Origin of the sequence: Pseudomonas sp. COW5, assembly GCF_026240005.1 — a bacterium.
GTDB classification, from domain to species: Bacteria; Pseudomonadota; Gammaproteobacteria; order Pseudomonadales; family Pseudomonadaceae; genus Aquipseudomonas; species Aquipseudomonas kribbensis.
Window position 1 is genome coordinate 1,274,129 of record NZ_JAPHVP010000001.1, and the last position, 14,609, is coordinate 1,288,737.

A 14,609-nucleotide genomic window follows, 5' to 3' on the forward strand; every position below is an offset into this window, starting at 1 on the left:
TTGCCGGTGTATCGAAAACCCTAGCGCACACCCTCGGCACGCAAGGCTGAAGGGGTGAAGTCGGCGACCTTGGCTTCGAAGCCGAATTCGAAGCTGTGCTTCTCCTCGTTCTTCATCCCGAGAGCGATGTAGCGGCCGGCGATGATGTCGTAGAGCGCTTCAAGCGTGTAGGCCTGAGCCTGATGATCGTAGTAGTACTGGGCGTGCCCTTCGGCCACTCGCCACAGCTGCCCGCGACCGTCGTAGTGATCGACCAGCGCCACTTGCCAGCTGTCCTCGTCGATGTACATGTGGCGCTTGGCGTAGATGTGCCGCTCACTCGGTTTGACCGTACCGATCACTTCCCAGACCCGGTGCAATTCATAACGGGTCAGGTCCTGATTGATGTGCCCGGCCTTGACGATGTCGTCGTACTTGAGCTTCGGCGAATCGAGTTTGTAACTGTTGTATGGAATGTACATTTCCTTCTTGCCGACCAGTTTCCAGTCGTAACGATCCGGGGCGCCGGAGAACATGTCGAAGTTGTCCGAAGTCCGCAGGCCATCGGCGGCAGTACCAGGCCCGTCATACGCCACCTGCGGCGCACGGCGAACCCGACGTTGGCCGGCGTTGTAAATCCAGGCCAGACGCGGTTCCTTCACCTGATCGAGGGTTTCGTGCACCAGCAACACGTTGCCGGCCAGGCGCGCCGGCGCGGTCACTGACTGCTTGAAGAAGGTCAGTACGTTGGCTGCCTGCTGCGGGTCCAGGTCCTTCATCAACTGCGGCACGGCGATCTCTTCCTCGAAGCGGATCGGCGTGTAGCTGCCATTGGTCTGCGGTGTCACCTGGGTGATGATCCGCCGCAGATTGCCGCCGTGATAACGGGTGATGTGGTTCCACAACACCTCGACACCGTTCTTCGGAATCGGGAAGGCGTAGTAACGGTTGCCGGTGAAATTGGCCAGGCCGTTGCCGTCATTGATCGTGGTCACGTTCAACGCGCTGCGCTTGGCCGATTCGTAGATTTCCGGCGGCACGGCGACGGTGCGGTGGGTCGGGTAGACCGGAATCTTGTAGGTTTCCGGGTAGCGTTTGAACATCGCCACCTGCCCCTCGGAAAGTTTGGCCTTGTACTGGTCGACGTTGGCGGCGGTGATGGTGAACAGCGGTTTTTCATTGGCGAACGGGTCGGCAAGAAAGCCCTTGCTGTCCACCGCTCCGGCGTTTTTTGGAATGCCGCCGGTCCAGGCCGGAATCGAGCCGTCGGCGTTCCCGGCCTTCTCGGCGCCGAGCGGCGTCAGGCTGGTGCCGAGCTTGTCGGCCTCTTGCGGCGACACTGCCGCGATCACGTTGGCGGCCAGCAGACTCAAGGCCAGGACACCGCATTGCAGAATCATCTTGCGCATGGATTTCATCCTTCTCGGGCAGATCAGAAGTTCACGCCGAAGCTCAGGGCCACGAAGTCACGGTCGGTGAGGACGTTGTAATCGCCGCCAAAAAAATCGGTGTAACTGAGGCTGGCGGTGTAGGTGTTGCGGTAGTCGGCATCGACGCCGACGCTGATGGCCTTGGCACCCTCGTTGAACAGCCCGTTGGGGCCATAACCGGAGACGTCGTGGGACCAGGACAGATTGGGCTTGAGGTTGATCCCGCCGATCACGTTGGCGTAATCGAGGATGGCCCGGGCGCGGTAACCCCAAGAGGTCGAGGTAACGAAGCCGCCGGTGTCACCGCCGAAACCATACTGGCCGTACACCGAGTCACGGCCATAACGCAGCTTGCTGCGCGACTCCAGACCGCCGACCCGCACCACCGCCGCCTCGCCGACCACGGTCAGGCGTTCGGCGCCCAGCACCTGATCGAAGAAGTGCGTGAGGGTGCTCTGCAGCTGCGTCACTTCCTTGCGCCGGTAACCTTTGTTGTCGGCGCCCGGTGAAGTGGTCAACGGCGAGGCTGCGCCGCCGGCAATCGGGTTGAGCAAGGCCAGGGTCAGGTCGTTGGTGTTGACCTGCACCGGGGCGTTGGGCCGGTAGCTGAGCTCGCCAGTCCATGCGGTGCCGGTGGGCAGAGTGGTGGCAAAACTTGCGCCATACAGGCGGATGTCTTCCGGGTATTCGAGGTAATACTGACCGCGCCCGAGCATCACGCTTTGCGCCAGCCCGGAACCGCTGCCGGGGGCCAGGCGGTTGGCGGTGCTGACCATCCCCGGCAGTGCCGACAGGGTCGACAGCCCGGCGGTGGTGGTGCCGACCGTGGGTGTGCGGCTGTGGTAATTCATGAAGTACAGGCCATATTCGGTATCGTCGCCGAGCCAGCGCAACGCCGTCCCCCACTGCCCGGAGTCCCGCGCATCGCGGTCACCGCCACGGGGCACGACCACGCCTTCGCGAGTGACCTGGATGGGTTGCCCGAAGGCAGCGGCCAGCGGCGCCAGCGGAGCAATCGCCGGGCTGCCGACGGTGTAACCGTTGTTGCAACCGTCTGCCGCCACGTCGACACCGAAGAAGGTGCCGCAGTTATCGAGAACGGTCTGGTCCCATTCCAGTTGATAGAAGCCTTCGACCGAAAGCTTGTCCGTCAGGCTCTGGGAGCCGAACAGCATGTTCACCGGAATCAGGCCTTCCTTGATCTCCGCGCCGGGCCGACGGAACGCCGAGACGTCGATCGGGTTGATGCTGTTGATCGAGTTGCCGATGAAGGTACTTTCGCCCCAGCTTACCACCTGTTTGCCGGCGCGCACGGTGCCCGGCAGATCGGCGATGGAGTAGTTGTGATAGACGAACGCATCGAGAATCTGCCCGCCGGAAGACTTGGCGCCTTCCTTGCGGCCCTTGTCGCTGATCGGCTTGAACTCGCGGTCTTCGTCCTTGAGCTCGAAGTCGTACCAGTACTTGCCACGCACGAACACACCGGTGTCGCCGTACTTCAATTCAAGGTCGTGGATGCCCTTGAAGATCTTGGAAAACGTCTCGCCCTTCTTGAAGTTCAGGCGCCCGTCATCACCGGTCGAAGACTGGCCCGTGCCGCCATTGACCGTACCGACCAGCGACTTGTCCGCATCGCGCATGCCCCAGCTCGCGCCGACCGACAGCGACGAGTCGAACGTGCCTTCGATTTCACCGATGTTGAAATCCACGGCATGGGCCTGGGCCCAGCAACCTAAGGCCACCGCAGCGGCCAGCGCCTGCGGTTTGAAGATGGCGCGCATTGTTGTTTTTGTCATGCGTCTTCCCCGGTGAGTGACAGAAGGCCCCACCCTACTGCCGCCACACGGGGACGATAAGCGCACCAAGGAGGTATTCGCGCTGTCGCTCGAAAGGATGAATCCCTACCTGGGACGGGGCTTTGCGCAGGACATGAACCGGCTGGATAACCCATGATCAACGCAACGGATGATCCCCACCTCGGAGCACCCCACTGTTGCATGCCCCGTAACAGTGCATGTCCGGAATCGCTATTTTTCCTTTGGCCTCAGGCGCTTATTCTGAACGGGCTTTAACGGCGGACCGCCACGAAGCAAAAAGTCCGCGACCGAGTCGTCGGCAACCGATTTCTGATGGATTGAAGCGTTTTTCGCTCCATCGCCCAGGTGTTCACTGACGTTGATTTGTAGCTCCTTGATCCAACGTCTTACCTTGGCCGCTGCGTTTGCAGCGGCCTTTTTTATGGGCGGTGTTTTTTGCGGGAACTCGAAGGGGGGATATTCGGCGGGAGCGGCAGGACCCGGACGAGTCCTGCCAGACGACGCAAAGGCGTCAGAGCGAATACTTCTGCAGATTCGCCATCATTTCTTTCAGCGCTTCGATATTGTCTTTCGGATGCGCCGCGCCTTCGAAATCACAGATCTGCTGCCAGTGCGCCGCGACATCTTCCGGCGAGAACCCTGCGCGCGGATCGAACCCGGCCCCCAGGCTGCGTTCCCAGCGCACCTTGCCCATCCAGCCGCCGCCGACTTCGAACAGGCCTGCGGTTTCCTGGCATTGCGCGCTGGCCAGGTACACCACCAACGGGCTGACCAGTTCCGGTTTGAGTTGTTCGAACACTTGCGGCGGGATCAGGCCTTCGGTCATGCGTGTGCCGCCGGTTGGGGCAATGGCGTTGACCAGGATGTTGTTCTTGCGACCTTCGATGGCCAGGGTGCGCGTCAGGCCGTAGAGACCGAGTTTGGCCATGCCGTAGTTGGACTGGCCGAAGTTGCCGTAGATGCCCGAGGTCGATGCGGTGAAGATCACCCGGCCGTAGTTCTGCTCGCGCAAGTGCGGCCACGCGGCGCGGGTCACTTTGTAGGCGCCTTCGACGTGGACGCGGTAGACCAGATCCCAGTCGGCGTCCTCCATCTTGTGGAAGGTCTTGTCGCGCAGGATGCCGGCGTTGTTGACCACCACATCGACACGACCGAATACATCGAGGGCGTTCTGCACCAGTTTGTCGCCGTCGGTCACCGAGTCATGGTTGGCCTCGGCAATGCCGCCGGCCTCGCGGATTTCCGCCACCACGCGGTCGGCGGCCGAAGCGTTGGCGCCTTCGCCCTGGGTCGAGCCGCCGAGGTCGTTGACCAGCACTTTGGCGCCCTGTTTGGCGAACAGCAAAGCATGAGCGCGCCCCAGGCCACCACCGGCTCCGGTGACGATCACGACTTTATCTTCGAAACGCACAGACTCATTCATCGAGGCAACTCCAGCAGGCCTGAGGGACAGTGTCCCCGAGTGTCAGGCACAGAGCGCGCGGTCACAACGAACACGGTTGAGGCTGAATGGTGCGCGATAAGGCTGGGGGATGATGAAACCGTGCAGAGGCGCAACGCGCCCCCGCCCGTCGATCAGGAGCACGCCACCTTGCGCGGCGGCAGCACGAAGTGATCACGAAATTCCAGGTAGTGCTTGAGCACCTGCACCGGCGCTTCGCTTTGCGGGTAATGACCAATGCCCGGCAATAGCACGGTGTCCGCATCGGGGATCAACTCGCGATAACGTTCGACCATGTGCGCGCCGGAGATCGGATCGACTTCGCCATCGATCACCCGCAACGGCACCTCGCCGCGCTGCATCGCTGCGACCCAGCGATCACGCTGCACCCGGCGTTCCGGAATGTAGGTGATCAACTTGTGCATGATGCGCGGCCCGCGATTGCATTCGACCAGGCTCCAGAAGTCGTCCATTTCACTTTCACTGGGCCGGGTGTCCGGGCCGAAGATCTGCCGGAAGCTTTTCACCAGTGCATCGCGGGTAAATGCCCGGCCGATCATCCAGCCCAGCGGGCTGAGCAGCAGTTTTTGCGCCAGCAGCGGACGATGGGTTTCCGGGAACAGTCCGCCGTTGAGGAACACACAACTGGCGACTTCGATTTTCTCTTCGTAATGCCGGGCCAGCAGTTCCTGGGCAACGCTGTCGCCGTAGTCATGGGCAAGGAGATGCACCGGTTGCTCGACCTGAAGATGAGCGAGCAAAGCCTGTTGCAGATCAGCTTGCTCCAGCAGGCTGTAGGTGTGGTTCAACGGTTTGGCCGAGTCGCCGAAGCCGAGCATGTCGCAGGCGATCACCCTAAAGCGCTGGGCCAGCGGCTGCCAGAGGTAATGCCAGTCCCAGCTGGCCGTCGGGAAGCCGTGGATCAACAGCAGCGGTTCGCCCTGCCCGGCCGTCCAGTAACGGATCGGCTGGCCACGGAAGACAAACGACTGGCTGCGTTTGCGCCAGGCACTCAGAGGAATCTCGGCGAGAGGCATTAGAGTTTATACCCCGGATCTTGTTTATCGAGTTTGCGCAGCAGCGCCGGCCAGGCCAGCGCGCCGCCCATGCCTTGAGCACTTTTGGTGACGCCGGCGATCATCGCCTTGGCGCCCGCCAGAATCTGCGGTTCGATGGCGATCAGTTCGGCACCGCCGGTCTGCGCCATGACCTGAATGTCGCAGGCGCGTTGAAAGGTGAACATCATCAGGAACGTATCGGCGATGGTGCCGCCACAGGTCAGCAGACCGTGGTTGTGCAGCATCAGGAAATTGCAGTCGCCCAAGTCGGCCTGTAATCGCGCCTTCTCCTCATGGTTGAGGGCCACGCCTTCGTAGGCGTGAAAGGCCAGGCTCGACAGCACGAACAACGATTGCTGACTGATCGGCAACACGCCCTGTTTCTGCGCCGACACCGCAACGCCGGAAGCGGTGTGGGTGTGCAGCACGCAGGCCACATCATGGCGCACTTCGTGGACGGCACTGTGAATGGTGTAGCCGGCAGGGTTGATCTCGTAGGGGCTGTCCATGAGTTTGTTGCCGGCCTGATCGACCTTCACCAGGCTGGACGCGGTGATCTCATGGAACATCATCCCGAACGGATTGATCAGGAAATCTTCAGTGCCGGGCACCTTGGCCGAGATGTGGGTGAAGATCAGATCATCCCAGCCATGCAGGGCGACCAGTCGATAGCAGGCGGCGAGATCGACCCGGGTCTGCCACTCCGCGGCACTGACCTGATCTTTGACATTCAAGGAAGAAGGGACGGGGGCTACGCTCACTGTATGCACCTCTGTTTTTGTTTTTTTCGGCAGGTGTCAGCAGTCTAGTCAGCCCCGGGGTTTCGCGTAGTTGCATTGGCAGCCAGCTTGATGACTGAGCGAGTCAGCTGCGCAAACTGCTTGGATCCATGTCAAAGCAACGACGCCAACAAAGGTGCGACGAACAGATTGAGCAGCCCGGTGAGCACCATCACCAGCCCCGCCACCGAGCCTTCTTCACCGCCCACTTCATGGGCGCGACTGACGCCCGCACCATGGGCGCCAACGCCAAACAACGCACCACGTGCCAGGGCACTGCGCAGCGGCAGCCACTTGAGCAACACCCCGCCGAGCATCGCGCCGAACACCCCGGTGAACATCACGAACACCGCTGTCAATTCAGGCACCCCGCCGAGATCCTGCGCCAGCGGCATGGCAAACGGTGTGGTGATCGAGCGCGGCACCAGTGACAGCGTCACCGAACTGTCCAGCGCCAAAGCCCTGGCCAGACCGAACGAGGTGGCAATCGATGCGGCACTGCCGGCCAGCATGCCCAGCAACAACGCCGACCAGTGCCGCACCAGCAAACGTCGCTGTTGCCAGATCGGCACCGCAAACGCGACGGTGACCGGACCGAGCACCAGCATCAGCCAATGGGTGTTGCTGGAGTATTCCGCATAAGCGGTATGCAACGGCACCGCGAGTGCCAGCAACAGCGCGGGGACCAGAATCAATGGCGACAGCACATAACGCCCGGTACGGCGGTACAGCCAGCGACTGAACAGGTAGGCCAGCAAGGTGAACGCCAGCCAGAACATCGGCATCAATTCAAGCTTCATGGGACCGCCTCAGGCGCACGGCCAGTTCCACGGTGAACGCGGTCACCAGCATCACCATCAGCGTACTGGCGGCGATCACCAGCAGGATCCGCCAGCCGTCGTCACGCAGCAATGCGCCGTAATCCAGCAGGCTCATCAGCGCCGGAATGAAGAACAGCAGCATCTCGGCCATCAGCAGTCCCGCGCCCATTTGCAACGCCGCCGGTTTGACCCAGCCGAATGCAAAAGCCAGCAGCAACAGTGCCATGCCGATCACGCCGCCGGGGATCGGCCACGCCAGCCACGTCGCCAATTGGCAGCCGAGCAGGTAGAGACCGAGCAGCACGGCCAGTTCGGCCAGCAGGCGAGAGAGATATTTGAGGGTTGAGGCTTTCATCGGTGGGCTCCTTTCAGGGGCCTATTTTACGAAGCCGACTGCCATCTCCGAAGCGAATTGTTAGACTCAAAGCCATTCCAATTCGGAATCAGGCCATGGAATTCAAACAGCTCAAAAGCTTCGTCGAAGTCATGCGTCAGGGCGGTTTCACTCAGGCGGCGAAAACCCTGCACATCAGCCAGTCCGCCGTGAGCAAGCAGATCGCCCAGCTCGAACAGAGCCTCGGCACTCCGCTGCTCGATCGCCTGGGCTCGCAGTTGCGCCTGACCGCCGCCGGCAGCGTGGTGCTGCAACGGGCCGAAGGCATGCTGCGCCTGCGCGATGAATTGCTCACGGAACTGGATGATCTCAGTCATCTGGCGCGGGGCGAGTTGCGCCTCGGTTTGCCCTTGCTGGGCAGCGATGCACTGTTTGCCGGGCTGTTCGCCGAATACCGACGGCGTTACCCGAACATCAGCGTGCAATTGCTCGAAGGCGGCAGCCGCAATGTCGAACAGGCGGTGCTGAGCGGGGAACTGGAGCTGGGCGGCAGTCTGCTGCCGAAAGATCCGCAGTTCGACTTCCAGCCGTTCTGCGATGAGCCGCTCGATGCGCTGCTGCCGGTGGATCACCCGTTGGCGACGAAAGGTGAAATCGGTCTGGAGGAACTGGCCGACACGCCGTTCCTGCTGTATCAGCGCAGTTTCGTGCTCAATGACCGTTTGCTTCAGGCGTGCCAGCAGATGGGCTTCACCCCGAAGGAAGGTGGCCGTAGCGGTCAGGCGGATTTTCTCGCGGCACTGGTGGCCGCCGGGCAAGGCGTGGTGCTGCTGCCTAGCGTGGTGGCCCGCGGTCTGGTGCGGCCAGGCGTGGTGCGCCTGACCTTGAACGCGCCGGACTACCTGCGCTGGGACATCGCCTTCATCTGGCGCCGGGGCGCCTATCTGTCGAAGGCTGCGCAGGCCTGGCTCGCACTGCTGCGCGAACGCGCGATCAGCCTTTGAGCGTGGCGATCAACTGCTCGAGCCAAGGTTCTGCATCAGTTTCCGGAGTGACGCTTTCGCTGGCGTCGATGCGCAGCATGTCCTGCACTTCACGCACGCCCAGCTCACCGAACAACTCACGCATCTGCTCACCACCGCCGCAGAACGTGTCGCCGTAACTGGCGTCGCCCAAGGCGATCACCGCGCCAGGCAAACCGCGCCAGGCCGCCGGCAACTGGTCGCGGATGCTCGAATACAGCGGTTGCAGGTTGTCCGGCAACTCGCCCATGCCGGTGGTCGAAGTCACGGCGAGCAAGGCCTCGGGGCCAAAGCTCTGGAGATCGGCGAGGCTGGCGCGCGAGTTGTAGAAGGTTTCAAAACCGGCGGCTTTCAGCAGACTCTGCGCGTGGCGAGCGACTTCTTCGGCCGTGCCGTACACCGAGCCGGAGAGGATGGCGACTTTCATCAATCTGATCCTGAAACTGAAAAAAAGAGCGGCGATAGTAACAGCCACCGACGCAATGTTGCGATTGGCTCTCGATAAGCGCTGATGGCCAGTAGACAGCGCTGATTGATCTTCTAGAATGCCTGCCACCGACAACCTTGAAAGGATTCAAAGATGATCAATGCCAGCCTGCTGCAAATGGTGATCAACGCGTCGAATGATGGAATCGTGGTGGCCGAGCGAGAAGGCAAGGAAGACAACATCCTGATTTACGTGAACCCGGCTTTTGAACGCCTGACGGGTTACACCAGTGAAGAGATCCTGTATCAGGATTGCCGTTTTCTGCAGGCCGGAGACCGGAACCAGGAAAATCTGCCTCTGATTCGCGAAGCTTTGCGCAATAACGGTTCGTGTCGGGAAATCATCCGTAATTATCGCAAGGACGGCACGCCGTTCTGGAACGAACTGTCGCTGTCGACGGTAAAAAACGCTGATGATGGACAGACCTACTTCGTTGGCGTGCAAAAGGACGTCACCGTTCAGGTCAAGGCACAGCAGCGAGTGGCGCAGCTGGAAGCCCAGGTCGCGGCTCTGGAGGCAGAACTGGCGGCCGTGAAAGCGACGAACGGCGCAAACAAAACTGCGAACTAAGTGTCATTAACTACAATCACCAATGACTTTGTAATTATTTATTTCGAGCTAGCCATGCAACGCGACGCCCTCCTGACCCAGGATGAGCTGGATTTCATCCAGACCATGCAACACAACCCGCAGCTCAATGTGCGGGATGCGACGTCGAGTCTGCTGGTCAATGGTGGTTCGCAGATCCGTGATCTGCTCACGCGCCTGGCGGCCCATGAGCAAGTCACCATCCAGGCCAACTTCGAAAACCAGCAGATGACCTTTCCGCTGCATCTGGTGGAAGACGAATTCCATGCCCTGCATTTGCGCCTGGGTGTGCCGAGCATCTATGAGGACGGGCCGATGGTTCGCCCGTGGCGTCTGGCCCTTGAAGAACCGGTAGCGCTGGAGAATGCCAAAGGCCAGCCGGGCATGTTGTGGGTTCACGAGGTTTCGCATAAAGGCGTGTTGCTGGAAGTGCGCAACAAGACCAAGCCGCCGAAGCATTTCGCCCTGTGGTTCAGCCCTTCAGGCTATGAGCGGATTTCCCTGCGCGGCACCTTCGAACGGGAAACCGAAAGCGGTTTCTTCGCATACGACCTGAGCCAGAGCGACGCTGACGAAACCGAGCGGCTGCGCCAGTTCATCCTTCAGCAACATCGTCTGACCCACCCTGCCCTGCACACCTGAGCCTCAGGTATCCAGCGTCCCCGCGAGAAACTGGTTCAGACGCTGGCGCATGGTTGACCCTTCATTGCCCAGACAGCCCACCGATGATCCGGCCAGGCTGTCCTGCGCCAGATCCGACGCATCGCCCGCCAGCATCAGCTGACAATCCAGGCTCAGGGCCAGGCGGTTCAGACGCCGGGGCAATTCGGCAGTCGGAGCGTGATTGGAAAACAGCACCAGCGCCTGGGGTTTGATCTTTTCGCAAACCAGTGTCAGCTCATCGAACGGCTGGCCGGTGGTCAACACCCGAACGCCTGCATCGTTGCCACTGAGAAACAGTGCCGCCACCAGCAGCTCGAGCTCGCGGCATTGCCCGGCCAGGGCACTGACAATCACCTTGCGCGGATGCGAGCCACGCAACACAACGATGCGCTGCAGTACCCGCGCCCTCAGGAAACCGTCGAGGAACAGCCACTCGCTGGTTTGCCCGAATGAGTCCTGGCGCTGCAACAGCTGCAGCCACAGCGGCATCAGGATGTCCTGGAACACCACAGGCAGCGTGTAGGAAGAGAAAATCTGCCCGTAGACCCGATCCAGTTCCTGGTCATCGAACGAACTGACCGCCCGCTGAACCTGCTCCTGCCATTGCAGGTAGTCGGCCTGCACCAGGTCATCGGTAATGATGTGTGCCAACGCCTTCATCGGCTCGGTCTTGGCCAGGATCCTGCCGACCTTGCTCACCGAGACACCACGATCGATCCAGTCGACGATACTGCGAACGCGCTCGATATCGGTCATCGAATACAACCGGTGCCCACTTTCGGTGCGTGTCGGCTGGATCAGACCATAACGCCGCTCCCATGCACGCAGCGTGACCGGATTGACGCCGGTCAGACGCGCCACCTCGCGTATGGGGAAAAGCTCCTCGCGCTCAAGCGCAACAGAGGCCTGCGAGGCAAGGCGAACGTCAGTAATGACAGGCATGTGTGCGGACACGTCCTTGTTGGCGTTGTTAGCGAAGTTGGATCCCATTCTACTCTGGATGCCCCTTGTCGGTTCAAGCGATGAAATGGGACGAACGTCTATGGTTTCGTCACAATAATCAGGAATAATCCTTGCTTGTCGAAAGCGCAGCCCTCTACCCCGGCGCTGCGTCAGGCGAAACTCCTACCCGGAGCGACGCATATGCAATTCGGAGATACACAATGTCTACTTCCCCCGTCACGCTGATGGTCGCCCGTCGCGTCGCCGATGGTCGCTATCAGGACCTGATCGCCTGGCTGCGCGAAGGCGAACAACTGGCCACCGACTTTCCCGGCTACCTGGGTTCCGGCGTACTGGCTCCACCTCCCGGCGACGATGAGTTCCAGATCATTTTCCGCTTTGTTGACGAACAGACTCTGCACGCCTGGGAGCACTCGGCATCGCGTACCGCCTGGCTGGCCCGTGGCAGTGATCTGTTTGCCCACCCGACCGAACATCGAGTCAGCGGTATCGAAGGCTGGTTCGGTGCAGCCGGCGTGCGCCCTCCGCGCTGGAAACAGGCCGTGGCCATCTGGCTGGCGTTCTTCCCGGTGTCGCTGCTGTTCAATTTCGTGCTGGGCCCGCTGCTCGTTGAAATGAGCCTGTTGCCGAGGGTCTTCATCAGCACGCTGTGCCTGACGCCGTTGATGGTCTATTTCTTCATTCCTCTGTCCACGCGCCTGCTGGCCGGCTGGCTCAACAGTTCCCCGGCCCGCCCACTGCCTGGCGCGGCGTCCACGCAAAATCGCTGAAACCATCGCTCGCGTCGCTGTTATAGTTTTTGCTCTGACCTCGACGCGAGCCGTTCATGACTTCTTCCGCAGCCCCCATTCTCATCACTGGCGCCGGCCAGCGCGTCGGGCTGCATTGCGCGCAGCGGCTGCTGGAAGACGGCCATCGGGTCATCTTCACCTACCGCAGCGAACGTCCCGGTGTGAAAACGTTAAGGGATCTGGGGGCCATCGGGGTATTCGCGGATTTTTCCAGTGAGGCCTCGATCCTCGCTTTCATCGCTGAACTGAAGACCCACACCGACAGCCTGCGGGCCATCGTGCACAACGCCTCCGAATGGCTGGCGGAAAACGGCGACGGTGAAGCCGAAGCCTTCACCCGGATGTTCAACATCCACATGCTGGCGCCGTACCTGATCAATCTGCATTGCGCTGATTTGCTGCAACGTGCGAGCCCCGCCGACATCATCCACATCAGCGATGACGTCACGCGCAAGGGCAGCAGCAAACATATCGGCTATTGCGCCAGCAAGGCCGGGCTCGACAGCCTCACGCTGTCCTTCGCCGCGCGCTACGCGCCGTCAATCAAGGTCAACGGCATTGCACCGGCCCTGCTATTGTTCAATCCCGACGACGACGCGGCATACCGCGCCAAGGCGCTGGCCAAGTCCGCGCTGGGCATCGAGCCGGGCAGCGAAGTGATCTATCAGAGCCTGCGCTATCTGCTCGACAACCCTTATGTCACCGGCACCACCCTGACCGTCAACGGCGGGCGGCACGTCAAGTAAAACGCCCCCGCGAGGATGCTCCATGACCCGTTCCCTGCCCGAAAACTACCGCGAGATCCTCATCGGCCTCGGTGAAGATCCCGACCGTGAAGGCTTGCTCGATACGCCGGTGCGCGCGGCCAAGGCCATGCAGTATCTGTGTCACGGCTATGAACAGAGCGTCGACGAGATCGTCAACGGAGCGCTGTTCGCTTCCGACAGCGACGAGATGATCATCGTCGCCGACATCGAGCTCTACTCGTTGTGCGAACATCACCTGCTGCCCTTCATCGGCAAGGCCCATGTGGCTTATATTCCGACGGGCAAGGTGCTGGGACTGTCGAAGATCGCACGGCTGGTGGACATGTTCGCCCGCCGCCTGCAGATCCAGGAAAACCTGACCCGCCAGATCGCCGAGGCGGTCCAGCAAGTCACCGATGCCGCCGGTGTCGCGGTGGTCATCGAAGCCCGACACATGTGCATGATGATGCGCGGTGTCGAGAAACAGAATTCGACCATGAACACCTCGGTCATGCTCGGCGCCTTCCGCGAGTCGAGCAACACCCGTCAGGAGTTCCTGCAATTGATTGGACGGAGCAAGTAAATGCCACAACTTCAACCGGGAATGGCGCGCATCCGGGTCAAGGATCTGCGCCTGCGCACCTTTATCGGGATCAACGAGGACGAAATCCTCAACAAGCAGGATGTGCTGATCAACCTGACCATCCTGTACGCCGCGCAGGAAGCGGTGCGTGACAACGACATCGACCACGCGCTGAACTACCGCACCATCACCAAGGCGATCATCGCCCACGTGGAGGGCAACCGCTTCGCGCTGCTCGAACGCTTGACCCAGGAGCTGCTGGATCTGGTGATGGCCAATGAATCGGTGCTGTACGCCGAGGTCGAAGTCGACAAGCCGCACGCGTTGCGTTTTGCCGAGTCGGTGTCGATCACCCTCGCCGCCAGCCGCTGAGTGCGTCTGGCGCTTAAAGCGTCAGACTTTTATCATCCGCGCCACGATTTGACTGCACAGAGCCCATCATGACCGAGCAACAACGCCTCGAACTCGAAGCCGCCGCCTTCCGCCGGCTGGTCGCCCACCTGGACAGCCGCAAGGATGTGCAGAACATCGACCTGATGAACCTCTCCGGGTTCTGCCGCAATTGCCTGTCGAAGTGGTACAAGGCCGCCGCCGACGAGCGCCAGATCGAGGTCAGCCTCGACGATGCCCGGGAAGTGGTTTACGGCATGCCGTACGCCGAGTGGAAAGCCCAATATCAGCAAGAAGCCAGCGCCGAACAACAAGCGGCGTTCGCCAAAGGAAAACCCAATGAGTGATCTGAACACCCTGCGCGCCAGCCTCAAGAGCGGCGAACACGTTTTTGCCGACACCCTGGCGTTCATCGCCGCCGGCTACGACTACCAGCCTCAGGCGTTCAACAACGGCGGCGTGGAAAACGCGGCCGGGCAGAACGAAGGTTCGTGCAAGACGTTGGGTCTGGCGCTGCTGGAAGGCTTGAGCAATGAAGAAGCGCTGCTGGCGTTCGGCGAACACTACCGTTCGGTTGTGGCAACGCCTGAAGGCAGTGATCACGGCAATATCCGTGCGCTGATCCAGCACGGCCTGGCCGGCGTGAAGTTCGAAGCGCAGCCGCTGACTCGCCGGTGATTCCCTAGCGGATCGCAGGTACAAAAAAACCGGCCAATT

The 14,609-nt window shown here is 61.0% G+C and carries 18 protein-coding genes; 9 read left to right on the forward strand and 9 right to left on the reverse strand.

The genetic code is table 11. The annotated features are described in order from the left end of the window. Positions 1-20: 20 nt before the first annotated feature. The 7 genes from OQ248_RS05855 to OQ248_RS05885 form a co-directional block, all read right to left on the reverse strand. A complete protein-coding gene (locus tag OQ248_RS05855; RefSeq protein ID WP_170931627.1) occupies positions 21-1,397 on the reverse strand; it encodes a DUF1329 domain-containing protein in 1,377 nt (458 codons plus the stop codon). 14 nt (positions 1,398-1,411) lie between these two features. Next, the gene (locus tag OQ248_RS05860) at positions 1,412-3,205 is read right to left on the reverse strand and encodes a DUF1302 domain-containing protein (protein WP_265812292.1); all 1,794 of its coding nucleotides are present in this window, start codon (positions 3,203-3,205) and stop codon (positions 1,412-1,414) included. A gap of 532 nt (positions 3,206-3,737) precedes the next feature. After that, positions 3,738-4,649 carry an SDR family oxidoreductase gene (locus tag OQ248_RS05865; RefSeq protein WP_265812293.1) on the reverse strand — a complete coding sequence of 304 codons (912 nt, stop codon included), beginning with the start codon at positions 4,647-4,649 and terminating at the stop codon, positions 3,738-3,740. A 152-nt stretch (positions 4,650-4,801) separates the two neighbouring features. Continuing rightward, on the reverse strand, positions 4,802-5,704 hold the full coding sequence (locus OQ248_RS05870) for an alpha/beta hydrolase (protein WP_265812294.1): 903 nt from the start codon (positions 5,702-5,704) through the stop codon (positions 4,802-4,804). Then, positions 5,704-6,486 (reverse strand): class II aldolase/adducin family protein, encoded by a 783-nt coding sequence (locus OQ248_RS05875; protein WP_265812295.1) that lies wholly within the window; start codon positions 6,484-6,486, stop codon positions 5,704-5,706. The genes OQ248_RS05870 and OQ248_RS05875 overlap by 1 nt, the downstream gene beginning before the upstream one ends. Positions 6,487-6,617: 131 nt before the next feature. After that, positions 6,618-7,304, reverse strand: a complete 687-nt coding sequence (locus OQ248_RS05880; RefSeq protein ID WP_265812296.1) for an LrgB family protein — start codon at positions 7,302-7,304, stop codon at positions 6,618-6,620. Then, entirely contained in the window at positions 7,294-7,680 is a 387-nt protein-coding gene (locus tag OQ248_RS05885; protein ID WP_265812297.1) for a CidA/LrgA family protein, read from the reverse strand. Before OQ248_RS05885 ends, OQ248_RS05880 begins: the two co-directional genes overlap by 11 nt. 95 nt (positions 7,681-7,775) lie before the next feature. On the opposite strand from OQ248_RS05885, the gene OQ248_RS05890 reads away from it, so the two are divergent. Then, positions 7,776-8,663 (forward strand): LysR family transcriptional regulator, encoded by an 888-nt coding sequence (locus OQ248_RS05890; protein ID WP_265812298.1) that lies wholly within the window; start codon positions 7,776-7,778, stop codon positions 8,661-8,663. Here OQ248_RS05890 and OQ248_RS05895 read toward each other — a convergent pair. Further along, positions 8,653-9,108: a flavodoxin gene (locus OQ248_RS05895; protein WP_265812299.1), complete on the reverse strand. Its 456-nt coding sequence runs from the start codon at positions 9,106-9,108 to the stop codon at positions 8,653-8,655. The two genes, OQ248_RS05890 and OQ248_RS05895, sit on opposite strands and share 11 nt — an antisense overlap. A gap of 153 nt (positions 9,109-9,261) precedes the next feature. Between OQ248_RS05895 and OQ248_RS05900 the strand changes: the two genes are divergently transcribed. Both OQ248_RS05900 and OQ248_RS05905 read left to right on the forward strand, forming a co-directional pair. Beyond that, positions 9,262-9,738: a PAS domain-containing protein gene (locus OQ248_RS05900; protein WP_265812300.1), complete on the forward strand. Its 477-nt coding sequence runs from the start codon at positions 9,262-9,264 to the stop codon at positions 9,736-9,738. Positions 9,739-9,792: 54 nt separating this feature from the next. Next, positions 9,793-10,398: a hypothetical protein gene (locus OQ248_RS05905; protein WP_114881443.1), complete on the forward strand. Its 606-nt coding sequence runs from the start codon at positions 9,793-9,795 to the stop codon at positions 10,396-10,398. A 3-nt stretch (positions 10,399-10,401) separates the two neighbouring features. Here OQ248_RS05905 and OQ248_RS05910 read toward each other — a convergent pair whose 3' ends face one another. After that, complete coding sequence (locus OQ248_RS05910) at positions 10,402-11,361, reverse strand: MerR family transcriptional regulator (RefSeq protein WP_265812301.1); 960 nt, start codon at positions 11,359-11,361, stop codon at positions 10,402-10,404. A 221-nt stretch (positions 11,362-11,582) separates the two neighbouring features. Between OQ248_RS05910 and OQ248_RS05915 the strand changes: the two genes are divergently transcribed. The 6 genes from OQ248_RS05915 (at position 11,583) to OQ248_RS05940 (ending at position 14,570) form a co-directional block, all read left to right on the forward strand. Beyond that, on the forward strand, positions 11,583-12,152 hold the full coding sequence (locus OQ248_RS05915; protein ID WP_265812302.1) for an antibiotic biosynthesis monooxygenase: 570 nt from the start codon (positions 11,583-11,585) through the stop codon (positions 12,150-12,152). 56 nt (positions 12,153-12,208) lie between these two features. Then, positions 12,209-12,919, forward strand: coding sequence for a dihydromonapterin reductase (gene folM / locus OQ248_RS05920; RefSeq protein WP_265812303.1), 711 nt, complete (start codon positions 12,209-12,211; stop codon positions 12,917-12,919). 22 nt (positions 12,920-12,941) lie between these two features. Next, positions 12,942-13,502, forward strand: coding sequence for a GTP cyclohydrolase I FolE (gene folE / locus OQ248_RS05925; protein WP_085711759.1), 561 nt, complete (start codon positions 12,942-12,944; stop codon positions 13,500-13,502). Then, entirely contained in the window at positions 13,503-13,874 is a 372-nt protein-coding gene (gene folX / locus OQ248_RS05930; protein WP_007957207.1) for a dihydroneopterin triphosphate 2'-epimerase, read from the forward strand. 68 nt (positions 13,875-13,942) lie between these two features. After that, a complete protein-coding gene (locus tag OQ248_RS05935) occupies positions 13,943-14,239 on the forward strand; it encodes a DUF1244 domain-containing protein (protein WP_085711760.1) in 297 nt (98 codons plus the stop codon). Next, complete coding sequence (locus OQ248_RS05940; protein WP_265812304.1) at positions 14,232-14,570, forward strand: HopJ type III effector protein; 339 nt, start codon at positions 14,232-14,234, stop codon at positions 14,568-14,570. The genes OQ248_RS05935 and OQ248_RS05940 overlap by 8 nt, the downstream gene beginning before the upstream one ends. The last annotated feature ends 39 nt before the right edge of the window (positions 14,571-14,609 follow it).